The following is a 26,433-nucleotide window of genomic DNA, read 5'->3' on the forward strand; positions in this document are numbered from 1 at the left end:
ACCCTCACAGGGCGGGACTCTAGGGTGGTGACTCTCGTTCTTGTAGGGGACCGTGAGGTATCCGGGGAAGCAGCGAAGGAACGGAAGCCGTGGGGAACAGAAGGCGCGCGTCTGAGCGCAACAGGACGAAACCCGCCGTCATCGGCGGGATGATCGCCGTTGTCGTGGGCGGCGCGGGGTTCGGTGTCTACGCCCTGTACGGGGGCGGGGCGGCGGCCGACGACTCGAGTTCGGCCTCCGACTCCAAGCCCGTGAAGAAGGGCCCGCTGTCGGCGACGGAGGTGAAGTCGACGGCGACGGCGTTCCTCACGGCCTGGCAGAGCGGCGACGTCACCACCGCCGCGGCCGCCACGAACGACACGGCGGCGGCCCGCACGCTCCTCACCGGTTACGGCAAGGAGGCGTACATCAAGGATGTGACGCTCACCGCCAAGAAGCGCTCCGGTGACGCCGTCCCGTTCTCGGTCAAGGGCACGGTCGCGTACAAGGGCGGCCTGACCAAGCCCCTCGCGTACGAGTCCGAGCTGACCGTCGTCCGTCGCGCCAAGGACGGCAAGCCGCTGGTCGACTGGCACTCCAAGGTCGTGCACCCGGACCTGAAGGACGGCGACAAGCTGGTCACCGGGGAGGCCGGGACGCCACCGGTCAAGGCGCTCGACCGGGACGGCGGCGAGCTGACCACCGACAAGTACCCCTCCCTGGGCACGGTCCTCGACGGCCTGCGGGAGAAGTTCGGCAAGACGGCGGGCGGCAAGGCGGGCATCGAGCTGCGGGTGATCCGCGCCAAGGCGGAGGCCGAGTCGGAGGACGCCGAGGGTTCCGCCAAGGGGTCCGGTTCCGACGAGACCCCCGACAAGACGCTGGTGGAGCTGAGCAAGGGCACCCCGGGCACGGTCCGTACGACGCTCAGCCCGGGCCTCCAGGCGACCGCCGAGCAGCAGGTGGCCAAGAAGGCCAAGTCCTCGGCCGTCGTCCTCCGCCCGTCCACCGGAGAGATCCTGGCCGTCGCGAACGCCGGGCACGGCTTCAACACCGCCTTCCAGGGCTCCCTGGCCCCCGGCTCGACGATGAAGATCATCACGGCGTCGATGCTCATCGACAAGGGCCTCGCGTCGACGAACAAGGAACACCCCTGCCCCAAGTACTCGACGTACGGCGGCTGGAAGTTCCAGAACGACGACAAGTTCGAGATCAAGGGCGGCACGTTCAAGGCGAGCTTCGCGCGCTCCTGCAACACGGCCTTCATCAGTCAGGCCAAGAAGCTGAGCGACGACGACCTGACCAAGCAGGCCCAGCAGGTGTTCGGGCTCGGCATGGACAACTGGGCCATCGGGGTGCCGACCTTCGACGGCTCGGTACCGGTCCAGTCGCAGGCCCAGATGGCGGCCTCGCTGATCGGCCAGGGCGGGGTCCGGATGAACCCGCTGAACATGGCGTCGGTCGTGGCCACCGCCAAGACGGGCACCTTCCACCAGCCCTATCTGGTGGCTCCGACGGTCGACAAGCGCACCCTCGCGAAGGCGTCCCGCTCGCTGTCCGCCGACACGACGGCCCAGCTCAAGGAGCTCCTCCAGTACACGGCGGCGGCCGGCACGGCGGCCGAGGCCATGGCCGGTCTCGGCCCGGACTTCGGCGCCAAGACCGGCTCCGCGGAGGTCGACGGCCAGAAGAAGCCCAACGGCTGGTTCACCGCCTGGAAGGGCGACCTCGCAGCCGCGGGCGTGGTCCAGCAGGGCGGCCACGGCGGCGAAACGGCCGGCCCGATCGTGGCAGCACTGCTGAAGGCAGGCAGCTGAGAACCAGCGGCCAGAGCCGCGCCCCAAAGGGGCGCGGGGAACTGCGCGCCCAGCCACGACGACCCCGCAGACGAATCCGCACCCCCAACGGCTGCCTCTGTCAGCTGCTGACGGGGGTAGCCGTATACGTACGCCGCAGGAAGCGGATCAGCGTCTTCGATTCGAACTGCACGACGTCCACTCCCTTCGGCGAGTGGAACTCCATGACGGCCTGCACCCGCCCGCACGGCCAGATGCGTACGTCACCGGCGGCGGCCGGAGCCCGTAGCCCCTGTTCGAGCAGGTCGCGGGCGAAAACCCACTCGTGATGGCCGGGCAGCATGATGTGCACCCGTCGGGGGTCGGCCTCCGGGTCGTATCGAAGGGCCACCGGAACGGCGGGCGGATCCTGCGCCGCGTCCGTCACGATGTGGGCGCGCGCGTACTGCTCGACGGCGGACATCGATCGCTCCCTCTGTGAGCTGCTCCGTGTTTGAGCTGCTTCCTCTCCAATGTCGCATATTTTCCGAAATGCGCTTCCGGATTATTCGACGTCACCTCGCTCTTGCAAGCTGTTCGCATTAAGCCACTATCATCGAACGGTTACAGACAGTCGGCCTGCCCCCGGAAGCGGAGCCCACATGCACGTCCCCGACGGTTTCATCAACGCCCCCGTCTCGGTGGCCACCGGAGTGGTCGCCGCGGCGACCGTCGCCGTGAGCCTGCGCGGCGCCCGGCGCGAGCTGGACGAGCGCACCGCCCCGCTCGCGGGTCTCGTCGCCGCCTTCATCTTCGCCGTGCAGATGCTCAACTTCCCGGTCGCGGCCGGGACCAGCGGACATCTGCTCGGAGGCGCGCTGGCCGCGATACTCGTGGGCCCCTTCACCGGGGTCCTCTGTGTCTCGGTCGTGCTCCTCATGCAGGGCATCCTCTTCGCGGACGGCGGGCTCACCGCGCTCGGTGTGAACATCACGGTCATGGCCGTGGTCACGACGGTCGTGGCGTACGCCGTCTTCCGCGGCCTGGTAAAACTCCTGCCCAGGAAGCGTCGGTCCATTACCGTCTCGGCGTTCGTCGCCGCCGTGCTCTCCGTGCCGGCCGCCGCCGCGGCCTTCACTCTCGTCTACGCGATCGGTGGCACCACGGACGTCCCGATCGGCCAGGTCCTCACCGCCATGGTCGGCGTCCACGTCCTGATCGGCATCGGTGAGGCCGCGATCACCGCGCTCACGGTCGGCGCCGTCATCGCCGTACGACCGGACCTCGTGTACGGGGCCCGCGGCCTGACCGCGCCGCTGAAGCTGCGTGTCGGCGGGGAGCTGGTGGACACGCCCGCCGCCGAGCCCGTCCCGGCCGCCGCCCGGTCCCACCGCCCGGTGTGGCTGGCGGGCCTCGCGGCCTCCCTCGTCCTCGCGGGCTTCGTCAGCTTCTACGCCTCCGCGAACCCGGACGGTCTGGAGAAGGTCGCCGCCGACAAGGGCATCGACGCCAAGGTCGAGGACCACGCCGCCGCCGACTCCCCGCTCGCCGACTACGGCGTCGAGGGCCTCACGAACTCCCGGATCTCCGGCGGCCTCGCGGGCGTGATCGGCGTGGGCGTCACGGTCGTCGCGGGCACGGGCGTCTTCTGGGCCGTACGCAAGCGCCGTACGTCCGAGACCTCGCCCTCGCAGGTCGGGGAATCCGTCTGACATGGGTGCGGGACACGCGCACCGGCTCTACCGGCACGGGCACTCGCCCGTGCACGCCCTGCCGCCGCACACCAAGCTCGCCGCCGTCTTCGCCTTCGTGCTGGTCGTCGTGTCGACCCCGCGCGAGGCGATGTGGGCGTTCGGGCTGTACGCGCTGCTGCTGGCGGGCGTGGCGTACGCGGCCCGTGTCCCGGCCGGGTTCCTGATGAAGCGGCTGCTGATCGAGGTGCCGTTCGTGGCCTTCGCGGTGCTGATGCCGTTCGTGGCGCAGGGCGAGCGGGTCGACGTACTCGGCCTGTCGTTGAGCGTGAACGGGCTGTGGGGCGCCTGGAACGTGCTGGCCAAGGGCACGCTCGGCGTCGCCGCGTCCGTGCTGCTCGCCTCGACGACCGAACTGCGCGAACTCCTGCTGGGGCTCCAGCGGTTGAAGCTGCCGCCGCTCCTCGTACAGATCGCGTCCTTCATGATCCGCTACGGGGATGTCATCGCGGACGAGATGCGGCGCATGAAGATCGCGCGGGAGTCGCGCGGCTTCGAGGCCCGCGGTGTCCGGTCCTGGGGCGTCCTCGCGAAGTCCGCGGGCGCGCTCTTCATCCGCTCGTACGAACGTGGGGAGCGGGTGCATCTCGCCATGGTCAGCCGGGGGTACGCCGGTTCGATGCCGGTCATCGACGAGGTGACCGCGTCCCGGGCGCAGTGGTCGTACGCGCTCGCCCTGCCGTCCGCCGCCCTTGTCGTGTGTCTGTTGGGATGGACTCTGTGACCACCTCCTCCGTGACCCCTGTGACCGCACCTTCGCTCGAAGTCTCCGGGCTCGCCTTCGCCTACCCCGACGGCCATCAGGCCCTGTTCGGCGTCGACTTCACCGTCGGCCGGGGTGAGCGCGTGGCGCTGCTCGGGCCGAACGGGGCCGGCAAGACGACCCTCGTGCTGCATCTCAACGGCATCCTGACCGGCGGCGCCGGGACCGTGACGGTGGCCGGGCTGCCCGTCGGCCGGAAGCACATGGCGGAGATCCGGCGGAAGGTCGGCATCGTCTTCCAGGACCCGGACGACCAGCTGTTCATGCCGAGCGTGCGCGAGGACGTGGCCTTCGGGCCCGCCGCCGCCGGGCTCAAGGGGCCCGAGCTGGAGGCGCGGGTGCGCACCGCGCTGGAGCGGGTCGGGATGGAGGCCTTCGCCGACCGTCCGCCGCACCACCTCTCCTTCGGGCAGCGGCGCCGGGTGGCGGTTGCGACCGTCCTCGCGATGGAGCCGGAGATCCTGGTCCTCGACGAGCCGTCGTCCAACCTCGACCCCGCCTCGCGGCGCGAACTCGCCGACATCCTGCGGTCGTTGGACGTGACCGTGCTCATGGTCACGCACGATCTGCCGTACGCCCTCGAACTGTGCCCGCGCGCCCTGATCCTCAGCGACGGCGTGATCGCGGCGGACGGCGGGACCGGCGAGCTGCTGTCGGACGACGAACTGATGCGGGAGCACCGCCTTGAGTTGCCGTTCGGCTTCGACCCGCGCTCCGTGACCATGGGCGCGTGACAATGGGCGCGTGACGAACGAAGAGGGTTCGCTCGGAGAAGGTTCGCCCGAAGAGGTTCCGATGGCGGGTTCGCCCGGCGAGGGCTCGCCGGCCGGTTCGCTGCTGCTCGACGACCAGTTGTGCTTCGCGTTGTACGCGGCCCAGCGTGCCGTGACCGGCGCGTACCGTCCGCTCCTCGAATCGCTCGGGCTCACCTATCCGCAGTATCTGGTCATGCTCGTCCTCTGGGAGCGCGGCGAACTCACCGTCAAGGAGCTGGCCGGGACCCTGCGGCTCGACTACGGGACCATGTCGCCGCTGCTCAAACGCCTGGAGTCGGCCGGTCTCGTCCGCCGGGAGCGCTCCGTGCTGGATGAGCGGTCGGTGCTGGTCGCGGTCACCGGGCGGGGCGAGGAGCTGCGGGAGCGCGCGGAGTGCGTGCCGTCGGCGCTGTTGGCCGGGACGCGGCTGACGGCGGACGAGGTGGCGCGGCTGCGCGCGGACCTCCGGCGGCTGACCTCGATGTTACCGGCGGTTTCTACCCCCAAGTAATAAGTGGCCGGAATCGATGGATACATTGTGTGCGATGTGTTTGTGCACTCTGTTTCCGCACTCTGTTTGTGCACTCTGTTTCCGCACTCTGTTTCCGCACTCTGTTTGTGCACTCTGATTCCGCGTACTCGCGTGCCTGGGGGTGAGGCGATCCATGACCGACGCCGCTGTTGACCTCGACAGCCGTCCCACGAAGATCATGTACGTGGCCGAGGCCACGGCACACGGAGGCCGTGAGGGGTATGTGACCAGCCAGGACGGCCAGTTGGAACTGAAGGTCGCGATGCCGCCGGCGCTGGGCGGCGACGGTGACGGCACCAACCCGGAGCAGCTCTTCGCGGCAGGCTTCAGCTCCTGCTTCCACAACGCGCTGGTGCTGGTCGGCCGCCGCGAGGGCTTCGACCTGTCCGGTTCGACGGTCGCGGCGAAGGTCGGAATCGGCCCCAACAAGCAGCGCGGCTACGGCCTCGCGGTCGCCCTCAGCGTCTCGCTGCCCGTCCTCGACCAGGACGTGGCGTCCAAGCTCGTGGACGCCGCCCACCAGGTCTGCCCGTACTCGAACGCGACACGCGGCAACATCGAGGTCACGATTCTGTTGGGCTGACGCGGCACCGGAATCGCGGACGGTGGGTGGGTGTTGCATCCACTGGCTGTGGAGCGAACGGAACGGAGCACGGACGTGGACGTGGACGTGAACGGCACTGTGGCCGAGGGCTTCGAGCCGGTCAGGGAAGCGTTCGTACGGAACTTCGAGGTGCTCGGGGAGCGGGGTGCGGCCGTCGCCGTGTACCGGGACGGGCACCGGGTCGTGGACCTGTGGGCCGGCACGAAGGACGTCGACGGTACGGCTGACTCGGCGCCCTGGGAGCGTGGCACAGCCCAGATCGTGCGCTCGGCGACCAAGGGCGTCGCCGCGGCCGCGCTGCTTCTCCTCCATCAGCGCGGGCTGCTGGACCTGGATGCTCCGGTGGGCGAGTACTGGCCCGAGTTCAAGGCGGTGGGCAAGGAGCGGGTGCTGGTGCGGCACGTGCTGTCGCACCGGGCCGGACTGCCGGTCCTGGACCAGCCGCTGACGCCCCAGGAGGCGCTGGACCCCCTGCGCGGTGCCGAGGCGGTCGCTCGCCAGGGCCTCGTGTGGGAGCCGGGTGCCGATCACGGCTATCACGCGCTGACGTACGGGTGGCTGGTCGGTGAGCTGGTGCGGCGCGTCACCGGCCGTGGCGTCGGTGACTGGATCGCCGAGGAGATCGCCGGGCCGGTGGGCGCCGACCTGTGGGTCGGGCTGCCCGCCTCGGAGGCCGGCCGGGTGGGTCGGGCCGGCCGGGTCGAGGCGCCGGGGAACGCCGGGGGGCTGCGGTCGCGTCCGAAGCGGTCGGTCGCCGAGGCGTACGACGATCCGGCCTCCCTCACGCGTCGGGCCTTCGCCGCGATCACGCCGTTCCCGGACCAGAACGACCCGGCATACCGGGCTGCTGCGCTCCCCGCGACGAACGGGATCGCCACGGCGGAGGGGCTGGCCCGCTTCTACGCGTCCCTGGTGGGTGAGGTGGACGGCGGGGAGCGGCTGTTCAGTCCCCGGACTCTGGCGGCGGCCCGGGCCGAGGAGTCCGCGGGGCCGGACCGGGTCCTCGTGATCAACACCCGCTTCGGCCTCGGCTACATGCTCCATGGCTCGGCCTCGCCCTTCCTGGACCCCGGTTCCTTCGGCCACCCGGGCCGCGGCGGCTCCCTCGGCTTCGCCGACCCCGAGTCGGGCGTCGCCTTCGGCTACGTCACGAACGGCTTCAGCAAGACGGTGACGGCGGATGCGCGGGCGCAGGCGCTGGTTCGAGGCCTCAGGGCCTCGTTGTAGTTGTAGGGGGTGCCACTGGCGGTTCGGTGTGGTGTGCGGGTCGAATTGGGCTGGTCGCGCAGTTCCCCGCGCCCCTGGGTGGGCAGGGGCGCGTGTTGCGGATTGGCTGCGGGCCGGTGGGGGTTGTTCGCGCAGTTCCCCGCGCCCCTGGGTGGGTGGGGGCTCGTGTTGCGGATTGGCTGCGGGCCGGTGGGGGTTGTTCGCGCAGTTCCTCGCGCCCCTGGGTGAGTGGGGGCTCGTGTTGTGGAATTGCTGCGGGTCGGTGGGGGCCGAGCGCGTAGTTGCTCGCGGCCCTGGAGGTCTGGAGGCGCGGGTGGGCCCCGGGTCTTTTGGGGGCGCGGGGAACTGCGCGCTCAGCCCAGTCCGGCCCGCGGCCGACTCGGAATGCCGGACACCCACCCCCTCAGGGGCGCGGGGAACTGCGCGACCAGCCCCCACCGGGCCGCAGGTTCACGCCAAGCCTGGCCCGCCCCACGGCGCCGCACGCTCACGCGGCGTGCAGCATCAGCCCGATTCCCACCACCAACAGCCCCGCGGCAGCGATACGCGGAGCACCGAACCGTTCCTTGAAGAAGACCGCTCCTATCGCCGCGCCGACGATGATGGACGACTCCCGCAGCGCCGCGATCGGGGCCAGCTCCGCCCTCGTCTGGGCCCAGAGGACCAAGCCGTACGCCGCGACGGAGAGAGCCGCGCCCAGGAGGCCTACGGCCGCGAAGGGGCGTAGGACGGTGAGCAGGTCGCCGCGCCAGCGGTACAGGGCGTAGGACGGGACAGCCACGCCCTCCACCGCCATCAGCCAGGCGATATAGGAGAGGGAGGAGCCGGAGGCGCGTACGCCGAGGCCGTCGACGACCGTGTACGCGGCGATGGAGAGGCCCGTCGCCAACGCGGCGCCGATCGCGGCCCAGTGGGGCCGGCGTCCGCGCAGGCCCCACAGCGCGACGCCGGTCAGACCGGCGCAGGACACGGCGATGCCGGACGCCGCCCAACCGTCAGGGACCTCGTGGGCGAAGACGGCGGCCAGGGCGGTCACGACCAGCGGAGCGGTGCCGCGCGCGATCGGGTACGCCTGCCCGAAGTCGCCGAGCCGGAAGGACTTCATCAGCAGCACGTAGTAGACGACGTGGATGACCGCCGAGGCGATCAGATACGGCCACGCCCCCGCCGCCGGGAACGGCACGAACGGCACCATCGCCAGCCCGATCAGCATCCCGCCGCCCGCGATCAGCGTGAACCCGACGAGCTTGTCGGTGATCTGGTGGGCGATGGCGTTCCAGCTCGCGTGCGTGACCGCGGCGAGCAGGACGGCGGCGGTGACCAGCGGGGTCACGCGGTCTGCTCGCGGACGTCCACCAGGGTGCCGCCCGCGTGGGCGATCAGGGTCTTCGGGTCCATGGGGAACACGGTGTGCGGGGTGCCCGCGGCGGCCCACACCGTGTCGTGGTCCAGCAGCGAGCGGTCCGCCAGGACACGGGTCCTGGTCCGGTGTCCGAAGGGCGGTACGCCACCGATCGCGTACCCGGTGGTCTCCCTGACCAGCTCCGCCCTGGCCCGGGTGACCTTCTCGGCGCCCAGTTCCCGGCGGACGAGTTCGACGTCGACCCGGGACGCGCCGTCCATCAGTACCAGGACCGGCACGCCGTCCGCCGCGAAGATCAGCGACTTGCAGATCTGGCTCAGCTCGCACCCGATCGCCCCGGCGGCCTCGACGGCCGTACGGGCGCCCTCCGGGAAGCGGCGGATCCGCGGGGGCAGATCGTCGAGACCCAACTCGCTCAGGGCTTCGGCGAAACGGGGGTGTGCTCCGGACTCTTCAGCTGCGCTCGTCGTCATGCACGGCACGCTAGCGGTGGGTGTACGGGACACGCGAACGAGTTCCACGACGGCGCACTCCCCCGCCTCGGTGCGCCCCCGCAAGCCCCCGCGCTCACGTCACCCGTCCCGCCCTGCCGCCGTGCCGTCGGGCGCCGCGACGGTGACGATGGAGCCGCCGTGTGCGAGGAAGCGCCGTGCGTGAAGGAGAGGACTCCCCCATGTCCCGCTATGTGTTCGACAACAGCGCCGACCAGGCCCAGGGCCGCTTCTTCGCGCTGGAGTCCTGCTACGACCCGTTCTCCCGGCGCCAGGTGGAGCTGACCGGGCTCACCCGGGGCTGGCGGTGCCTGGAGGTCGGCGGAGGGGGCGGCTCGCTGGGCGACTGGCTCGGCGAACAGGTCGGCCCGGAAGGCGAGGTCACGATCACCGACCTCGACCTGCGGTGGGCCGAGTCCCGCCCCCGGCCGTCGCACGTACGCCTCCTGCGGCACGACGTCGTCCAGGACCCGCTGCCCGCCGACGGTTACGACCTCGTGCACGCCCGGCTGGTGCTGCAGCACCTGCCGGAGCGGCTGGACGTCCTGGCGCGGCTCGCGGGGGCGCTGCGGCCGGGCGGCTGGCTGGTACTGGAGGAGTTCGACACCCACTGGATGCCGGTGCTGGCCGCCCCCGACGAGGAGGCGGCCGCCCTCTTCGAACGCGTCCACACCGCCCTGCGGGTCCAGCTGGAGAAGGCGGGCCTGGACCCGGCGTGGGGCAGCCGGGTGCCCGGCGCGATGCTGGGTGCCGGTCTCGCGGACGTCACGGCGACGACGTACGCCGAGTCGTGGGCGGGTGGCGGTACGGGCATCGGCCTGCACCGGGTCAACGCACAGCAGATGGCCGACCGGCTGCGGGCGGAGGGGCTCACCGACGCCGAACTGGAGCGCTTCGAGGCTCTGACGGCGGACCCGTCCTTCGTGGTCAACTCCCTGCCGCTGGTCAGCACGCGGGGCCGCCGTCCGTAGCTCGGCAGCTGATCGTCACGCTCAGCCGCCGAACGTCACGTCCTTCGTCTCCACCACCCCGGCCTTGCGCTCCGGTGCCGACTGCTCCTGCCAGTACAGGTTCGTGTGCGCGATGACCTGCTCGGGCGGCGGGGCGCCCCACTGGGTCAGGTCCTCCGTCGTGTGGGCGTCACCGACGAGTGTCACGTCGTAGCCCCGGACGAACGCGCCGTGGATCGTGGAGCGGATGCAGGCGTCCGTCTGGGCGCCGGTGACCACCAGGTGTCCGACGCCCGCTCCGGCCAGTACGTCCTCCAGGTCGGTGCCCTCGAAGGAGTCGCCGTACGTCTTGTGCACCAGCGGTTCCGATTCCCGGCGGGGCAGCTCGGGAACGTACTCCCAGTCCTCGCTGCCCTTCTCCAGGCCCTCGTCGGAGTGCTGGACCCAGACGACCGGGGTGCCCTGGGCGCGTGCCGTGTCGACGAGGGCGGCGATGTTCGCGACCACCGTGTCGCGCTGGTGGGCGCCGGCCACGACGCCCTTCTGGACGTCGATCACCATCAGGGCCGTATGGGGTCGTTCGGAGAAAGTCGTCATGCCCCTCACGCTAGACCGCGCCACTGACAACCGCCCCGGCCCGGCGTACCGCGCACACCCGCGGCACGCATGAAGCCGGTGAGGGCCGCCCGTCCCCACGGAGCCCTCACCGGCTGGTCCTTCACGGGAGCCGGCACGTCACCTGCGCATCAGCCACACATGTCAGCCGCACATCGGTCGCGTACCGGGTCCCGGTTCCTCGGGCGCGTACCGCCTCCCGGTCCTCAGGCGCGCACCAGCTCCCGGTCCTCGTCGGAGCCGGAGTCCGAGTCCGAGTCCGAGTCCGAGTCCTTCGGCCGGTCGTCGAGGGCCCGCAGGCCCTCGCCCTCGACGTCGACGTTCGGCAGGGCGCGGTCCAGCCACTTCGGCAGCCACCAGGCCTTCTTGCCGAGCAGGGCGAGGACCGCCGGGACGATCGCCATACGGACGACGAAGGCGTCGAAGAAGACGGCGATCGCGAGACCGAAGCCGATCATCTTGATCATGGACTCGCTGGAGCTGATGAAGCCTCCGAAGACGGCCATCATGATGATCGCGGCGGCGACCACGACCCGGGCGCTGTGCCGGAAGCCGGTCACCACGGCCTGGCTCGGCGTCTCGCCGTGGACGAACGCCTCCCGCATGCGGGTCACGAGGAACACCTCGTAGTCCATCGCGAGACCGAAGACCACGCCGACCATGAAGATCGGCATCATCGACATGATCGGGCCGGTCTCCTCGACACCGATCAGGCCGGAGAACCAGCCCCACTGGAAGACCGCGACCACCGCGCCGAGCGCGGCGAGCACGCTGAGCAGGAAGCCGAGGGCCGCCTTCAGCGGGACCAGGATGGACCGGAAGACCACGATCAGGAGCAGGAAGGCGAGACCGACCACCAGCGCCAGGTACGGGACCAGCGCGTCGTTGAGCTTCTGCGAGAAGTCGATGTTCATCGCGGTGGTGCCGGTGACCAGCACCTCCGCGTCCGTCTCTGCCTTGAAGTCGGAACCCTTGTCACGGATGGCGTGGACCAGGTCCTCGGTCTGTGTCGAGGACGGCTTGGAGTTCGGGATCACCGTGATGGTCGCGGTGTCGCCGGCCTTGTTGGGCGCCGGCGGCGTGACCGTCACGACGTCCTTGAGGTCCTTGATCCCGTCGGCCACGTCACCGAAGGCGGCCGTCGGGTCGTCGCTGTCCTTGGCGTCGACCACGATCATCAGCGGGCCGTTGAAGCCGGGCCCGAAGCCCTCGGACAGCAGGTCGTAGGCGCGGCGCTGGGTCGTGGACGTCGGCTGCGAGCCCTCGTCGGGCAGGCCCAGTTCCAGCTGGGTGACGGGCAGGGCGATCGCGCCCAGACCGACCACGCCGAGCACCAGCACGGCGACTGGGCGGCGGATGACGAAGCTCGCCCAGCGGGTGCCCATGTTGGGCCTGGCCTGCTTCTCGGAGGTGGTCCGCTTCTCGGGCGCGGCGGCGTCGGAGGACTTGCGCTCCTTGGACGACTTGCGCTTCTCGCCCGCCGGGCGGATCTTCCTGCCCGCGTATCCGAGCATCGCCGGGATCATGGTCAGCGCGATGAGGACGGCGATGACGACCGTGCCCGCCGCCGCGAGGCCCATCTTGGTCAGCATCGGGACGTTGACGACCGCGAGGCCCGCGAGGGCGATCACGACCGTGAGACCCGCGAAGACCACCGCCGAGCCGGCGGTGCCGGTGGCGCGGCCCACCGCCTCCTCTCGGTCGCGGCCCTCGGCCAGTTCGTTCCGGTAGCGGGAGACGATGAAGAGCGCGTAGTCGATGCCGACCGCGAGGCCGATCATCAGGGCGAGCGTGGAGGTGGTGTCGCCGAGGTCGAGCGCCTTGGCGAGAGCGGTGATGGTGGAGACGCCGATGCCCACGCCGATGATGGCCGTCAGCAGTGGCAGTCCGGCCGCGACCAGCGAGCCCAGGGTGATGACGAGGACGACCGCCGCGATGGCGATGCCGACGATCTCGCCGACCGCTCCGGGTTCGGCGCCGGCCTCCAGCGCGTCACCTCCGACGTCGACGGTCAGCCCGGCCGACCGGGCGTCGTCACCGGCGGCTTCCAGGGACTCCCTGGTCGAGTCCGCCAGCTCCATGCCGGGGACCTCGTACTTCACCGAGGTGTAGGCGACCGTGCCGTCCTTGCTCACGGCGTTCGTCGTGAACGGGTCGGTGACGGAGACGACCTCGGTGCCGCCGCCCAGTTCCTTGACGGTCTTCGCGACGGTCGCCCTGTTGTCGGCGTCCGTCATCTTCTGGCCGTCGGGCGCCTTGAAGACGATGCGTCCGGTGGCTCCGTCGGCGCTGGCGCCGGGGAACCGCTGTTCCAGCAGGTCGAAGGCCTTCTGCGCCTCGGTGCCGGGGATCGAGAAGGAAGTGGTTCCGGCGGCGGGTGCGCTCGCCGCTCCGACGCCCGCGAGCGTCAGCAGCGCCACCCATATCAGTGCGACGAAATGCCGTCGCCGGAAGGCGAGTCGGCCGAGGTTGTAGAGGAACGTGGCCACGAGGGCGTACTCCCGGTCAGGTCGGTGATGGCAGGGCGTGAGTCATCGGCCCGACGACGTGAGCGGTCGCGTCAGGTGCAACTGGGGTCGTGCATAAGGGGGTTGAGCCTCGGGGCGGGAGGCTCGTGAAATGGACGGATCGGATCAGGCGCTGAGGGCGGGGATCACCACAGCGTCGATGTACGAGGAGACGAAGGCCTGTGTCGGTGGTGCTTCGTCGATCAGCGTCCGCGCCACGAAGGCACCGATGATCATGTGCAGCACGTATTGGATCGCGGGGTTGTCCGCACGGACCTCACCGCGGTCGACGGCACGCTGCACCATCCGACGCATCTCCCCCAGCTCCGGCTCGATCAGCCATTCGCGGAGGGCGGTCAGCAGTTCGGGGTTCGTGTGCGCCGCCGTGCCGAGGACCCGCATCAGCGCGGAGTCCTGTTCCATCTGGCAGTCGTCCTGGCGGTGTGTCATCGCCTGGAAGTCCCCTCGCAGGGACCCGGTGTCGATCGCGGAGGTGTCGACCGGCTTGTGGTGCCGGATCGCCCTCGCGACCAGTTCGGCCTTGCCGCCCCACTGGCGGTAGAGCGTGGCCTTGCTGGACCGGGTGCGGGTGGCGACCGCGTCCATCGTCAGGGAGTCGTAACCGACCTCCCGGAGCAGGTCGAGCACGGCCTCGTACAACTCGGCCTCGCGCTCGGGCGTGATCCGGCTGCGACGCGTCGTTGCTGTCTCAGCCATCCCACTCACCATTCCCGCTCGAACGAAACTGCCTCGTACTCCTATGAAGGTACCCCATCCTCAAGCGAAACGAAACCGTTTCGTACGTGTGCTGCGTCACGGCTTCTCACCGACTCCTCACCGACCTCTCACCGGCGCCCGACCCCGGCCTGGTCACAGCCGGTCCGCCGGACCACGAGTTGCCGGGCCCCGCCCAGCGGAAAAGCATGGGTGGGTGAGCGACGAGTACGAGAACGCGACCGGAGACGGGCCCCTGCCAGGAGGGGCCGCGGACCACGGGGAGACCGGGGCGAACGGGGCGACCGGGCGGACCGGGGAGGGCGACGGCTCGGCCGCCTACCTGCGCTTCCCGCACCTCAGCGGCGACCGCCTGTGCTTCGCGGCCGAGGACGACCTCTGGGTGGCCCCCCTCGACATCCCCGGCCGCGCCTGGCGGCTGACCGTCGACCGTACGAAGGTGAGCCATCCGCGCTTCTCGCCCGACGGGCGGCACATCGCGTACACGACCTGGCGCAACCTCGTGCCGGAGATCCATCTGGCGCCGGTGGACGGCGGTCCGGCCCGGCGGCTCACCTACTGGGGGAACGCCGACACCCAGGTCTGCGGCTGGTCCCCCGACGGCGACATCCTCGCCGTCGCCTCGCACGGCGAGCCCTTCTCGTACTTCACCTGGGCCTACAGCGTGCCGGTCGACGGCTGCCCCGGCGGCAAGCTCCCCTGGGGCCCGGTCTCCCACATCGCGGTCGAGGACTTCGCGGGCGAGCGCCTGACCCTGCTGCTCACCGGCACGCCCCCGCACGAGCCCGCCGCCTGGAAGCGCTACCGCGGCGGTGCCACCGGCCGCCTCTGGCTGCACGGGCGGCGCATCCTCGCCGGTCTCGACGGACACCTGGACTCGCCGATGTTCGTCGGCGGCCGTATCGCCTTCCTCTCCGACCACGAGGGCATCGGCAACCTCTACTCCTGTCTGCACGACGGCTCCGACCTGCGCCGCCACACCGACCACGACACGTTCTACGCCCGGCACGCGTCCAGCGACGGCACCCGGGTCGTCTACCAGTGCGCGGGCGACCTGTGGATCGTCGACGACCTGTCCCCCGAATCGCTCCCCCGCCGCCTCGACGTACGCCTCGGCGGGCCGCGCGCCGGACGCCGTACGTACCAGGTGCCGGCCGCTCAGCACATCGACGGGATCTCCGTGGACGAGACGGGCCGGGCCGGCGCCGTCGTCGTACGCGGCAGCCTGTACTGGCTCACGCACCGCGACGGCCCGGCCCGCACGATCGCGGACACCCCGGGCGTCCGCGTCCGGCTCCCCGAGATGCTCGGCTCGGGCGGGCAGGTCGCGTACGTGACGGACGCGGAGGGCGAGGACGCCGTCGAGATCGCCTATCTGCCGCGCGCCAGCGGCGAACGCGAGCCGCGCCGGCTGGCCTCCGGCGAACTGGGCCGCGTCCTGGAACTCGTCTCGGACCCGAAGGGCGAGCGGCTCGCGATCGCGTCGAACGACGGACGGCTGCTGCTGCTCGACGCGACGGAGGAGTCCGGGCCCGGCGGCGCCTCCCGGACGGGGCCGGGGCCGGAATCCGGGGCAGGCGGAGTCACCGAGCTCATCCGGTCCATCAACGGGCCGGTACGCGACCTGGCCTTCTCCCCGGACGGGGCCTGGCTGACCTGGTCGCACCCGGGCATCGGCCGCACCCTGCGGCAGATCAAGATGGCCAGGATCGAGGGGCCGGGCGCGCGCACGGTCGTCGACGTCACCAACGGCCGCTTCGAGGACGAGAACCCGGTGTTCACCCGGGACGGCCGCTACCTCGCCTTCCTCTCCTGGCGCGGCTTCGACCCGGTGTACGACGTCCACACCGGCGACCTGTCCTTCCCGCTGGGCTGCCGCCCGTACCTCGTACCCCTGTCCTCGGCGACGCCGTCCCCCTTCGCGCTGAACCCGGAGGGCCGCCCGGCGGCGGGCGGCCTGGATCCGGTCGAGAGCGACACCGGCGACGGTGACGGTGACAGCGGCACGGTGACGGTCGAGATCGAGGGCCTGGAGAGCCGCGTCACCCCCTTCCCGGTCACGGCGTCCAAGTACTCCGCGCTGTATCCCGTCGCGGGCGGCGGTCTGGTCTGGCTGCGCTGGCCGATCTCGGGCGCGCTCGGCGAGACGTTCGCGAACCCGGACGACACGAGCGGCCGTCCGACCCTGGAGTACTTCAACATCACCAAGGCGAAGAAGTCCGAACTCGTCGAGCACCTCGACTGGTTCGCGCTCAGCGGCGACGGCAGCCGGCTGGTCGTGGTCGACGAGGGCGACCTGCGCGCGGTCCCCTCCACGGAGTCCGGCGACGGCGACACGACCGTCTGGATCGACCTGCGCCGCATCCTGCACGAGGTCGACCCGGCCGCGGAGTGGCGCCAGGCGTACGCCGAGGCGGGCCGCCTCATCCGCGCCTACTTCTGGGCGCCGGACATGTGCGGCATCGACTGGGACGGGATCCTGGCCCAGTACCGCCCGCTGGTCGAACGGGTCGCGTCCCCCGACGAGTTCGCGGACCTGCTCCGCGAGGTGCTCGGCGAACTGGGCACCTCGCACGCGTACGTCACCCCCGCCCGCCGCAACGAGGGCCCACCCCACTACCAGCGGGCGCAGGGCCTCCTCGGCGCCAACTTCGTGCGGCGCGACGAGGGTTGGCTCGTCAAGCGCATCCTCCCCGGCGACTCCTCCGACTCCAAGGCCCGTTCCCCGCTGGCCGGTACGGGCATCCGCGAAGGCGCGGTCCTCACCCACGTGGACGGACGCCCGGTGAACCCCGTCGCGGGCCCCTTCCCCCTCCTCGCGGGCGCGGGCGGCACGACGGTCGAGCTGACGTTCACCCCGGCGGAGGGCGAGGGCCGCTCACGCCGGGTCGCGGTGGTCCCCCTGGTCGACGAACGCCCCCTGCGCTACCAGGACTGGGTGGCCAAACGCCGTGAGGTCGTACGGGAGTTGAGCGGCGGCCGCTGCGGCTATCTGCACATCCCGGACATGGGCGGCTCGGGCTGGGCCCAGTTCAACCGCGACCTGCGCATGGAGGTGTCACGGCCCGCCCTCATCGTCGACGTACGCGGCAACGCGGGCGGCCACATCAGCGAGCTGGTCGTGGAGAAGCTCACCCGCACGATCCTGGGCTGGGACCTGACCCGGGGCGCCCAGCCGGTGTCGTACGCGTCCAACGCCCCGCGGGGCCCGGTGGTGGCCCTGGCCGACGAGATGACGTCGTCGGACGGCGACATGATCACGGCCGCGTTCAAGTTGCTCAAGCTGGGCCCGGTCGTGGGCCAGCGCACCTGGGGCGGCGTCGTCGGCATGACCGGCCGCCACCGCCTCGGCGACGGCACCGTCATCACGGTCCCCATGAACGCCGCCTGGTTCGACGCGTACGGCTGGTCCATCGAGAACCAGGGCGTCACCCCCGACCTCGAAATCCTCCGCACCCCCCTCGACTGGGCAGAAGGCCGCCACGCCCAACTCGACGACGCGGTCCAACTGGCCCTGGACCTCCTCTCCCTCCACCCCGCAGCAACCCCACCAACCTACGAAAACACCCCGACGAGAACCCGCCCGAAGCTACCGCCGAGGGCGTCTTCGTAGGGGGCTCGGCGCCGGGGGGCGGGGTCTTTTTGGGGCCACCGTCGAGATGCTGGGCAGCCCATCCGCCTTTAGGGGCGCGGGGAACTGCGCGACCAGCCCCAACGCGCCCGCACCCGACGAACGACCGCCCCCACAAACACAAACGTGGGGTGCCCTCCCAAAGAAGGGCACCCCACGCTCACCACACTCGATCAGATGTCGTAGTCCTGATCGAACCGCTCCTGCGCATCGCGCGACGCCCGCTGCGCCTCATCAGGCGTCTGCCGCCCCGGCTCCTGACGCTCCCGCGGAGCCCGCTCACGCGACGCCCGCTCGCGCGGGTCACGCGGCTCCTGCGGCTGCCGCTCGCGCTCGCTCGCCTCGTCGCGGCCCTGGTCGGCACGTCGACGCGCCCGCTCGTCGAGCTCCTCGGCCTTGTCCTGGAACTGGTCCTTCATGCCCATGAGATTCACTCCCGTAGTGGGTGGGGGATGGGGCCTCGACCAGATTCACACGGACCGACAAAACGCGCATTTCGATCAGTGACGGTCAGTTACGCAGCGTGCTCCGTGCCTGCTCATCGGCCTCTCCCCCGGCCCCGACGAGCCCCTTCGGCACCTGCCCCACCCGCGGAGCGAACCGCCGCATCTCCCGCTGCCCCACCGATCCGACGATCCCCGGCAGATACCCGCGTACACCCTGCATCCCCCGCAGCCACCACTGCCCGTACACATGACTGGACCGCCGCTCGATCCCGGCCACGATCCGGTCGACGGCCGGTCCGAGCGGATACGTCTTGCTCGCGGGCCACGGCAACCGCTGCCTCAACTCCCGCATGACGTCGTCCTGATCGGCCCCGCGCACCATGTCGGTGTCGGTCCAGGACAGATACCCGACCCCCACGCGTACGCCCTTGTACCCGACCTCGGCCCGCAGGCTGTGCGCGTACGCCTCGACGCCCGACTTGGACGCGCAGTACGCGGTCATCATCGGCGCGGGCGTGATCGCGGCGAGCGAGGCGATCTGCAGCAGATAGCCGCGGCTCTCCATCAGTACGGGCAGGAACGCCCGTGCGGTCATCGCGGATCCGATGAGGTTCACCTCGATGACCCGCCGCCACGCCTGCGGGTCGGAGTCGACGAACGGCCCCCCGTTGGCGACCCCGGCGTTGGCGACGACGATGTCGACCTTTCCGAACCGCTCCTTCACCTCGGCCGCGACCCGGACCATCGCCTCGTGGTCGGTGACGTCGGCGTACCAGTGCCCGCTCTCGCCGTGCAGCCGCTCGGCGACCTGCTTCAGCGCGTCCGGCTCCAGACCGACGAGCGCGACCGTGGCACCGCGGGCGGAGAGCTTGCGGGCGAGGAGTTCCCCGACGCCCCGAGCGGCCCCCGTGACCACGGCGACCTGCCCTTCCAGGCTGACCGCGGTCGGCCGATATGTCCGGCTGCCTTGGTTGATGTTCCTTAGCACACGCATGACGTGGGCAATCCCCTTCCACTGATGCTTCGCACGTTTGTGTGGCGTGAGTCGCCCAAGGTGTTGCGGGCAGCCAGGGCAGCAGTAGCGTCCCTTATCAGGCGAGGTCCGAGTCCGTTCGGCCTCACAGAGAACAAACCCCGTGCCCAGGAAGCGACGCGGGGTTCCCCGCCCCGCCCGGGTCCACACCGAGCGGAAAGCGTCCGGCGGGGCGGACACCCACGCACCAGCGTTCCCGCCGCACGGCGAGGCACTGGCAGCAGGTCCCGCACACGATGAGCACCCCACGCCGCACCCAGCGGCGCGGGCCCGGCACCGGGCAGGCGTCCACACCCTGCCGACGGAGCCGCATTCCTTCTGGGTCCGGTCGAAGCCGCGCCCCTGGGACACCTCAGCTCATCAGCGACGCTGACCCTGCTCATGCCCCCGCTCACAAGCAACGGATCGCGGCGGTTACCGCACCCGGGCACTCCACCGGCATCTGGCCACCCATGGAGTGCCCGGCCAGAACGGCCTTCTCCCCGGGCGCGAGCGTGGCGGCGAGCACGGCCTCCAGATCGTCGGCGAGCGCGTCCGCGCTGCACACCGGGTTCGCCGGACTGCGCCCGTGGCCCCGCTGGTCGTACGCGATCACGCGATGGTCGGCGGCCAGGTCCCGGATCTGCGCCGCCCAGAAGGCGGTCGAGCACGACCACCCGTGCGACAGCACCACCGCGGGCGCCCCGTCGGGCCCGTGCACCTCGACGTGCAGCCGGGCCCCGTCGGCGGAGACGGCGGTCAGCTCGCGCGCGGGAACGGGCGGCGCGTACGGACCGGACGCCACATGCATCAGCCGGCTCACGCGCCCGCCTCCACCGTCTTCTTCGTACGGCGCTTCGGCGCCGTCTCCGGCTCGGGCGGCGGCCTCAGCAGGTCGTACTCGCCCAGGTCCACACGCCGCGTCGCACCGCGGAACTCCGTGGTCGTGCCGGGCCAGATGGTGGTGTTGACGCCGTTGTCGTCGAGGTACCAACTGGTGCAGCCGCCGGTGTTCCAGACCGTGCGCTTCATACGCTCCTGGACACGGTGGTTCCAGGCGTCGACCGCGCCGGGCCGTGCGTCGAGGGCGGCCGGTCCGCCGAGCACCTCCAACTGGCGTACGTAGTCGGCCATGTAGTTGAGCTGGGACTCGATCATCAGGATCATGCTGGAGTTCCCGAGGCCGGTGTTCGGCCCGATGATCGTCATCCAGTTGGGGAACCCGGCCGCCGTCGCACCGCGCAGCGACTTCATGCCGGTCCGCCACGCCTCGGCGAGCGTCTTGCCCTCCGCGCCCACGACCCGGTCGGCGATCGGCATGTCGGTGACGTGGAAGCCCGTACCGAAGACGATCGCGTCGACCTCGGCCTCGGTCCCGTCGGCGGCCACGACGGTCGACCCGCGGACCTCGCTGAGCCCGCTGGCGACCACGTCCACGTTGGGCTGCGCGAGGGCCGGGTAGTACGTGCTGGAGAGCAGGATGCGCTTGCAGCCGATGCGGTAGGACGGGGTCAACTTGGCCCTGAGCCCGGGGTCCTTGATGGCCCGGGCCATGTTCCGCTTGGCCAACTGCTCAACAAGTCCCAGTTCGTTGGGGCGCTTGGTGAACGCCTGGACCTGCAACTCCCGTAGGCCCCACAGGAGTCCGCGCCGGGCCTGCGAGGTGAAGGGCAGCTGACGGTGGAGCCGGCGCTCGGCCCCGCTGATGGCCCGGTCGACGCGGGGCATCACCCAGGGCGGGGTGCGCTGGAAGAGGGTGAGTTTCGCGACGTCCGGCTGGATGCTCGGCACGATCTGGATGGCCGAGGCGCCCGTACCGATCATCGCGACCCGCTTGCCGCGCAGGTCGTAGTCGTGGTCCCAGCGGGCCGAGTGGAAGACCTTGCCGGGGAAGGTGTCGAGGCCGGGAACGTCCGGGACCTTGGGGTCGGAGAGCGGCCCGGTGGCGGACACGACGACGTCGGCGGTAAGAGTCCCACTGCTGGTCTCGACGACCCAGCGCAGCCGCTCCACGTCCCAAGTCATCATCTTCACCTCCGAGTTGAAGCGAAGATGCGACCGGAGCCGGAAGACGTCGGCGACGTGCTCCAGATAGGCGCGGATGTGCTCCTGCCCGGAGAAGGTGCGCGGCCAGTCGGGATTGGGCGCGAACGAGAACGAGTACAGGTGCGACGGCACATCACAGGCGCAGCCCGGATAGCTGTTGTCCCGCCAGGTCCCGCCCACGCTGTCGGCCCGCTCCAGGACGACGAAGTCGGTGACGCCCTCGCGTCGCAACCGCACAGCGGCTCCGAGCCCACCGAATCCGGAGCCGATCACCGCCACCCGTACATGCTCGTGCTCGGTCATCCCGACGCCTCCATTGCCGCGTACGACGCTGCCGACTCCGCCAGTGAACACTGGCGCAATGGGAGCGTAGAGCAGCCCCATACCGATGGGTAGGGGTCGGGGGAAGGACGTTTGCATCAGCGGCTCCGCCGCGGGTACCGGACGGTACGACATAGGCTTCCGGCGTGGCGGACAAGCGGGAGTACCGAATGGAGGAGCTGGCCAGGGAGGCCGGCATCACCGTGCGCACGCTGCGCTTCTACCGCGAACGCAAGCTGATCCCGCCACCGCGCCGCGAGGGCCGGATCGCCTGGTACGACGAGGACCACCTGGCCCGCCTGCGCACGATCGCCGCGCTGCTTGAGCGGGGCCACACCCTGAGCGGCATCGCCGAACTCGCCGAGGCCTTCGACCACGGCCGCGACGTCGGCGAACTCCTCGGCCTGGGCGCCCCCACCGAGGAAACCCCGGTCCGCCTCTCACCGGAGGAACTGGCCGACGTGTTCGGCGACGAGGCGACGCCGGAGAACCTCTCGGCCGCGCTCGACCTGGGCTACCTCGGCACGGACGGCGGCGAGATCGTCCACGTGAGCCGACGCCTCCTGGACACCTCGGCGGCACTCGTCCGCGAGGGCATCCCGCTCGCGGACGTCCTGGCCGCGGCCCACCGCGTCCGCGACCACGCCGACGCCCTCGCCGAGCTGTTCACCGAGCTTGTCCTGACACAGGGCGGCCGCACGGCGGACGACCTCAAGCGACTGCGCCCGCTGGCGAAGAGCGTGGTGGACGCGGAGGTGTCGATGGCGCTGGACCGGAAGCTGGGGAAGCTGTCGGGCACCGTCGGGCCCGAGGAGCGGACACCGCACCGCGCGGCACAGACACGACGATCCGCACGTGAAGCACCTTGAACCACTTCAACCTCCAACAAACACCGCATAGTTCACCCTTTCGAGTGACTAAAGAGAACACGGGTGCGACCGATGGCCGTGTGCCTCTAGGTTCATGACGCCCAGTCACCCGACGGGCACTCCGCCCAGCACGAGTAGGGAGAACTCTGAACTTGAAGCGCAAATCACCCGTCCTCGCCACCACGGCCGTCCTCCTCGCCCTGGCCACGACGCCGGCGCCAGCCGCCGACGAACCCGCCACGGCGACCGGCCGCCAGAGCACGACGCAGGCCGCGGACACCCAAGTGATGTGGTCCAGCAAGCAGTTGCAGCCCCAGCAGGTGATGTGGTCCGGCCAGTCGGCACAGCCCCAGCAGGTCATGTGGTGAAGCAGGTGACGAACGACTGAGGATCAGCGTGCGGCGACCGAGGCTCCCCACCTCGTGGGTGGGGTGAACGCCGGTCGCCGACCGCCAGGAGGGGGCCGCAGGGGATCCAGGCGCCGTCGGCAACTGCCGTGGTTCAGGAGCCGGTGGCTCCCCAACTGGCAAGGAGACAGCGCAGTTCCTCCGCTTCCACGGCCGCGCCGAGTCTCTGATAGAGCGCCAGCGCACGCTCGGCGTACGGGCGGGCCGAGTCGATTCCCCGCGCGTGAAGGTGCGTTCGGGCCAGTCCGGCCAGCGCGTGTGCCGAGCCGAGCGGGAAGCCGAACTTCTCCGCGATCTGCAGCGCACAGCCATACGTCTCCAGTGCGACGCCCAACTGGCCCACCGTGCGCTGTGTGTCGGCGATACCGACAAGGGCGCGCTGGCGCTCGTACTGATTGTCGATGCGCCGGGAGACCCTCTCCGCCGTGCTGAAGTGACGCAGCGCCTCATCCATCCGCCCGGACTCCGCACAGGCCGCGCCGAGACTGTTCAGGGCATTCACCTCGCCGACGGCGTCCTCACCGGCCCGGTGACTGGCGAGGGCGCGTCGGAAGCAGACCAGGGCCAGTTCAGGCCTGCCGGTGACGCGATGGACAGTACCGAGATTCGTATCGAGTATGGCCAGCTCCTGGCGCCCGCCGAAGCGGCGTGCCAGGGCCAGGGACTGCTCGTAGTGACTGCGGGCCTCTTCGTACAGGCCCTCGGCGAAGTAGATCTCGCCCATGTTGTTCAGGGCCTTCACCTGGCCGTGCGCGTCCCCGAGGTCCCGGTGGATATCCAGCATGGCCCTGAAGCGGTGCATCGCTCTGGCGTACTCGGCTCCGAAGATCAGGGCGGCTCCCTGCACATTGAGGCTCTCGGCCACGCCGTAGCGGTCACCGACCTGTTGGTAGAGCGCGAGTGCGCGGTCCAGTTCGTGCAGGGACATCTCGCCGCGCCCCGCCGCGAGATGGGCTCGGCCGATCTCGAAGAGAGCATCGGCACGACCGTGCACATCATCGAGTTCCTCGAAGAGGGACAGCGCCTCGGCAGCACAGTGGAGTGCCTCGCCGTGGTTCTCCTGGGCCAGGACGTCCGCTCGCTCCACCAGGGTCTGGGCCAGCGCCTGACGGTCGTCCCCGACGCGGAGGGCGGCCAGGGCGGCACCGTGGAATTCGGCCGTGAGATCCCGGGCACCCCACAATTTGAGGGTGTAGGCCAGCACGTGGGGAAAGAGCTCGGCGAAGTCCGGAAAGTCTGCGGCGGCCGTCCGGGCCACGGCCAGCAGGTTCGCACGCTCCAATGTCAGCCACGCCGATGCCGCGTCGACCGCTTCGGCCTCGGCCCTGGGTCCCGCCTCGGATTCGAGTTCGGCACCGGGTTCGGGTTGGGCAGCGGGTCCGGGTTCGGCGCCGGTGAAGTCCGGTGCACGGGGAGAGAAGTGCTCCTGGCCGATGGGCCGTCGTCGGCGACGCGGATACGCGAGCCGGTCGGCGCGGTCGGCTGCCGTGAGGTAGTAGGACATCAGGCGGCGGAGCGCCCCTGCCCGTGCCGTCGGCGGGTCCTCGGCCCGGCATAATCGCCCGCCGAACGCGCGGGCCAGGTCATGCAGTTGATAGCGGTCACGCACCGGCTCGTTGAGCAGATGCCGGTCGAGGAGGTCGTCCGCCGCGCGGCGGACCTCATCGGTGTCGGGGCCCCCGCACAGCTCGGTCGCCGCCTCCAGCGTGATGTCGGGGCCCGGGTGCAGCGCCAAGTGGCGGAAGAGCAGTCGCGCGGAGGCGTCGAGATCCGAGTAGGAGAGCCCAAAGGCGGCGGCGACCCGCTGGTCGAATTCGTCCAGTCGGTCACCGGCGCGCGTCAGCCGGTCGGCCACGTACTCCAGGTCCCAGGTGTCCCGGTGCCGGAACCGGCTCGCCAGCAACTGGACCGTCAGCGGATGGCAGCTGCACAACTCCACGACGCGGCGCAGTGCGGAGGTGTCGGAGACCCTCGCCGCGCCCACGATCCGGGCGAAGAGCGAGGCCGCCTCCGAGACGGACAGCACGTCCAGCGGGATCGACATGGCGCCGTCGAGGCCGGCGAGCCGATTTCGGCTGGCCACGATCGCATGGCACTCCGGCGAGCCAGGCAGCAACGGCCGCACTTGTTCGGCGTCGCGCGCGTTGTCGAGCACCACGAGGACACGGTGGTAGGCGGTCCACTCCCGCCAGCGCGCGGTCCGTTCGTCGAGGGTCTCGGGAAGCGGATCGGGCACGCCGACGGTGTGCAGCAGGAAGGCCAGGGCATCGGCCGGTTCGTACGGCGGCTGGTCGCTGTAGCCGCGCAGGTCGACGTAGAACTGTCCTGCGGGGTAGAGGGATCTCATCCGGTGCGCCGCATGGATGATCAGCGCCGACTTGCCGACCCCGGGCATGCCGTGCACGACCGTGAGGGGCAGGGCGGTCCCGTTTCCGCCGGGGGCCGGAACGGTCGCGGCGAGCATGGCCTCCAGCTCGCTCCCCCGCCCGGTGAAGTCCCTGGTGTCACGGGGCAGGCTGCTCCCCACGGACCCCCTGTCCGCGGCGGCCGCCGACCTTCGCTGGTCACGCACCTCGCCGCCCGCCCCCTGACCTCGTACGGAGGAGTCCTCGCCGGAGCCGGCAGGGACCGACTCGGGCGTCTCGCCGGAGGCGGTGCGGATCGACGAGGCGCCGGGCGCCGGATCCCGCGGCCCCGGCTCCCGCAGGCCGGGGTCCTGTGTGAGGACGCGGTGGTGCAGCTCTCGCAGGTCCGCCCCCGGATCGATGCCCAGTTCGTCGGCCAGCCGGTCGCGCGTGTCCCGGTACAGGCCCAGCGCCTCGCCGTCCCGCCCCGAGCGGTAGAGGGCCAGCATCAGGGCGGCGACGGCCTGTTGGGCGAGGGGGTCGAGGGAGACGAGTTCGTGGAGTTCGCCGATGAGGTCGGCGTGGCGGCCCAACTCCAGTTCCAGGCGGATGCGTTCCTCCCGTACCCGCCGGTGGTCCTCGGTCAGCCGGGCCCGTGCGGAGGCGGCCCAGGCGCCGGTGAACTCCGCGAACGGCTCCCCGCGCCAGAGCGCCTGCGCGGCGTGCAGCAGACCGACGGCGTACTCCGTGTCGCCCCGCCCGGCCGCCGCACGAGCCTGCGCGCGCAGCAGTTCGAGGCGTACGAAGTCCACGTCGTCCTCGCGCTCGACGCGCAGCCGGTAGCGGCGCGGCGCCGCCCGCTCGACCAGCGCGTCGTCGCCGACGGCGCGGTGGAGCCTGGTGCGCAGCCGCGACAGGTAGGTGCGCAGCGCCTCCACGGGAGCCGCGGGTAGATCGTCGTCGTCCCAGACCCGCTCGACGAGCGTGTCCACGGAGACCGGGGCTCCCCGGGAGTGGAGCAGGATCGCGAGGACGTGTCGCTCCTTCAGGGAGCCGAGCGCGTACTGACGTCCCTGGTGCCACAGTTCGAGAGGCCCCAGCGCAAGGAGGTCCACCATCTCCCCCAGATGGTTCAGCCGCTTCCTCCCACTCACTGTCAGGGCACCGCCGGAACGGCCGGAGGGAGCGGAGCGGGGCGCACAGGCGCGTGAGGGGCGCATGCCAAGCCCGCGCACTCCCCTCGGGTGATCCGCAAGCTCTCCCGTACGGAGACTGCAAGGTTTCTGCAAGCCCGGTGTCCAGCCCCCGG

The 26,433-nt window shown here is 70.9% G+C and carries 21 protein-coding genes and 1 pseudogene; 11 read left to right on the forward strand and 11 right to left on the reverse strand.

All coding sequences use genetic code 11. The annotated features are described in order from the left end of the window. Window positions 1-89: 89 nt before the first annotated feature. Entirely contained in the window at window positions 90-1,796 is a 1,707-nt protein-coding gene (locus tag ACIBEI_RS46815; RefSeq protein WP_398897355.1) for a penicillin-binding transpeptidase domain-containing protein, read from the forward strand. Between the two features lie 100 nt (window positions 1,797-1,896). Here the strand turns inward: ACIBEI_RS46815 and ACIBEI_RS46820 are convergent, their stop codons facing one another. Beyond that, the gene (locus ACIBEI_RS46820; protein ID WP_055616939.1) at window positions 1,897-2,238 is read right to left on the reverse strand and encodes an SsgA family sporulation/cell division regulator; all 342 of its coding nucleotides are present in this window, start codon (window positions 2,236-2,238) and stop codon (window positions 1,897-1,899) included. Window positions 2,239-2,416: 178 nt separating this feature from the next. Between ACIBEI_RS46820 and ACIBEI_RS46825 the strand changes: the two genes are divergently transcribed. The 6 genes from ACIBEI_RS46825 (at window position 2,417) to ACIBEI_RS46850 (ending at window position 7,386) form a co-directional block, all read left to right on the forward strand. Then, on the forward strand, window positions 2,417-3,466 hold the full coding sequence (locus ACIBEI_RS46825; RefSeq protein ID WP_398897356.1) for an energy-coupling factor ABC transporter permease: 1,050 nt from the start codon (window positions 2,417-2,419) through the stop codon (window positions 3,464-3,466). A gap of 1 nt (window position 3,467) precedes the next feature. After that, window positions 3,468-4,229 carry a cobalt ECF transporter T component CbiQ gene (cbiQ, locus tag ACIBEI_RS46830; protein WP_398897357.1) on the forward strand — a complete coding sequence of 254 codons (762 nt, stop codon included), beginning with the start codon at window positions 3,468-3,470 and terminating at the stop codon, window positions 4,227-4,229. Continuing rightward, complete coding sequence (locus ACIBEI_RS46835) at window positions 4,217-5,002, forward strand: energy-coupling factor ABC transporter ATP-binding protein (RefSeq protein ID WP_398897359.1); 786 nt, start codon at window positions 4,217-4,219, stop codon at window positions 5,000-5,002. The genes cbiQ and ACIBEI_RS46835 overlap by 13 nt, the downstream gene beginning before the upstream one ends. A 61-nt stretch (window positions 5,003-5,063) precedes the next feature. Beyond that, window positions 5,064-5,534 carry a MarR family winged helix-turn-helix transcriptional regulator gene (locus tag ACIBEI_RS46840; RefSeq protein WP_398897413.1) on the forward strand — a complete coding sequence of 157 codons (471 nt, stop codon included), beginning with the start codon at window positions 5,064-5,066 and terminating at the stop codon, window positions 5,532-5,534. 154 nt (window positions 5,535-5,688) lie between these two features. Further along, window positions 5,689-6,138, forward strand: coding sequence for an organic hydroperoxide resistance protein (locus ACIBEI_RS46845; protein WP_269650483.1), 450 nt, complete (start codon window positions 5,689-5,691; stop codon window positions 6,136-6,138). An 81-nt stretch (window positions 6,139-6,219) separates the two neighbouring features. Further along, the gene (locus ACIBEI_RS46850; RefSeq protein ID WP_398897414.1) at window positions 6,220-7,386 is read left to right on the forward strand and encodes a serine hydrolase domain-containing protein; all 1,167 of its coding nucleotides are present in this window, start codon (window positions 6,220-6,222) and stop codon (window positions 7,384-7,386) included. A gap of 487 nt (window positions 7,387-7,873) precedes the next feature. On the opposite strand, the gene ACIBEI_RS46855 is transcribed toward ACIBEI_RS46850, so the two are convergent. Beyond that, window positions 7,874-8,719 (reverse strand): EamA family transporter, encoded by an 846-nt coding sequence (locus tag ACIBEI_RS46855; RefSeq protein WP_398897360.1) that lies wholly within the window; start codon window positions 8,717-8,719, stop codon window positions 7,874-7,876. Further along, window positions 8,716-9,222 carry a YbaK/EbsC family protein gene (locus ACIBEI_RS46860; protein WP_398897361.1) on the reverse strand — a complete coding sequence of 169 codons (507 nt, stop codon included), beginning with the start codon at window positions 9,220-9,222 and terminating at the stop codon, window positions 8,716-8,718. Before ACIBEI_RS46860 ends, ACIBEI_RS46855 begins: the two co-directional genes overlap by 4 nt. Window positions 9,223-9,422: 200 nt before the next feature. Here ACIBEI_RS46860 and ACIBEI_RS46865 point away from each other — a divergent pair, with 200 nt between their 5' ends. Continuing rightward, window positions 9,423-10,211 carry a class I SAM-dependent methyltransferase gene (locus ACIBEI_RS46865; protein ID WP_398897363.1) on the forward strand — a complete coding sequence of 263 codons (789 nt, stop codon included), beginning with the start codon at window positions 9,423-9,425 and terminating at the stop codon, window positions 10,209-10,211. 21 nt (window positions 10,212-10,232) lie between these two features. Here ACIBEI_RS46865 and ACIBEI_RS46870 read toward each other — a convergent pair whose 3' ends face one another. The 3 genes from ACIBEI_RS46870 to ACIBEI_RS46880 form a co-directional block, all read right to left on the reverse strand. Continuing rightward, window positions 10,233-10,787, reverse strand: coding sequence for a cysteine hydrolase family protein (locus tag ACIBEI_RS46870; protein ID WP_398897364.1), 555 nt, complete (start codon window positions 10,785-10,787; stop codon window positions 10,233-10,235). A 224-nt stretch (window positions 10,788-11,011) separates the two neighbouring features. Continuing rightward, on the reverse strand, window positions 11,012-13,294 hold the full coding sequence (locus ACIBEI_RS46875; RefSeq protein ID WP_398897366.1) for an MMPL family transporter: 2,283 nt from the start codon (window positions 13,292-13,294) through the stop codon (window positions 11,012-11,014). Between the two features lie 144 nt (window positions 13,295-13,438). Beyond that, window positions 13,439-14,029: a TetR/AcrR family transcriptional regulator gene (locus ACIBEI_RS46880; protein ID WP_398897368.1), complete on the reverse strand. Its 591-nt coding sequence runs from the start codon at window positions 14,027-14,029 to the stop codon at window positions 13,439-13,441. 340 nt (window positions 14,030-14,369) lie between these two features. Here ACIBEI_RS46880 and ACIBEI_RS46885 point away from each other — a divergent pair, with 340 nt between their 5' ends. Next, window positions 14,370-17,660, forward strand: coding sequence for a S41 family peptidase (locus tag ACIBEI_RS46885; RefSeq protein WP_398897415.1), 3,291 nt, complete (start codon window positions 14,370-14,372; stop codon window positions 17,658-17,660). A 191-nt stretch (window positions 17,661-17,851) separates the two neighbouring features. Here the strand turns inward: ACIBEI_RS46885 and ACIBEI_RS46890 are convergent, their stop codons facing one another. The 4 genes and pseudogenes from ACIBEI_RS46890 to ACIBEI_RS46905 all read right to left on the reverse strand — a co-directional run bounded on the left by ACIBEI_RS46890 (window position 17,852) and on the right by ACIBEI_RS46905 (window position 21,485). Continuing rightward, entirely contained in the window at window positions 17,852-18,103 is a 252-nt protein-coding gene (locus ACIBEI_RS46890) for a hypothetical protein (RefSeq protein ID WP_398897370.1), read from the reverse strand. Between the two features lie 85 nt (window positions 18,104-18,188). After that, window positions 18,189-19,118: an SDR family oxidoreductase gene (locus ACIBEI_RS46895; protein WP_398897372.1), complete on the reverse strand. Its 930-nt coding sequence runs from the start codon at window positions 19,116-19,118 to the stop codon at window positions 18,189-18,191. Between the two features lie 484 nt (window positions 19,119-19,602). Continuing rightward, window positions 19,603-19,959 (reverse strand): annotated as a pseudogene (locus ACIBEI_RS46900) (alpha/beta fold hydrolase); the annotation flags it as partial. Further along, a complete protein-coding gene (locus tag ACIBEI_RS46905) occupies window positions 19,956-21,485 on the reverse strand; it encodes a flavin-containing monooxygenase (protein WP_398897374.1) in 1,530 nt (509 codons plus the stop codon). The gene ACIBEI_RS46905 and the pseudogene ACIBEI_RS46900, both read right to left, overlap by 4 nt. Before the next feature lie 188 nt (window positions 21,486-21,673). Between ACIBEI_RS46905 and ACIBEI_RS46910 the strand changes: the two genes are divergently transcribed. After that, entirely contained in the window at window positions 21,674-22,372 is a 699-nt protein-coding gene (locus ACIBEI_RS46910) for a MerR family transcriptional regulator (RefSeq protein WP_398897416.1), read from the forward strand. Window positions 22,373-22,524: 152 nt separating this feature from the next. After that, the gene (locus ACIBEI_RS46915; protein WP_398897376.1) at window positions 22,525-22,740 is read left to right on the forward strand and encodes a hypothetical protein; all 216 of its coding nucleotides are present in this window, start codon (window positions 22,525-22,527) and stop codon (window positions 22,738-22,740) included. A 133-nt stretch (window positions 22,741-22,873) separates the two neighbouring features. Here the strand turns inward: ACIBEI_RS46915 and ACIBEI_RS46920 are convergent, their stop codons facing one another. Continuing rightward, window positions 22,874-26,242 carry an AfsR/SARP family transcriptional regulator gene (locus ACIBEI_RS46920; protein ID WP_398897377.1) on the reverse strand — a complete coding sequence of 1,123 codons (3,369 nt, stop codon included), beginning with the start codon at window positions 26,240-26,242 and terminating at the stop codon, window positions 22,874-22,876. Window positions 26,243-26,433 lie beyond the last annotated feature (191 nt).

It is taken from the genome of Streptomyces sp. NPDC050988 (genome assembly GCF_044456225.1).
Classification (GTDB): domain Bacteria; phylum Actinomycetota; class Actinomycetes; order Streptomycetales; family Streptomycetaceae; genus Streptomyces.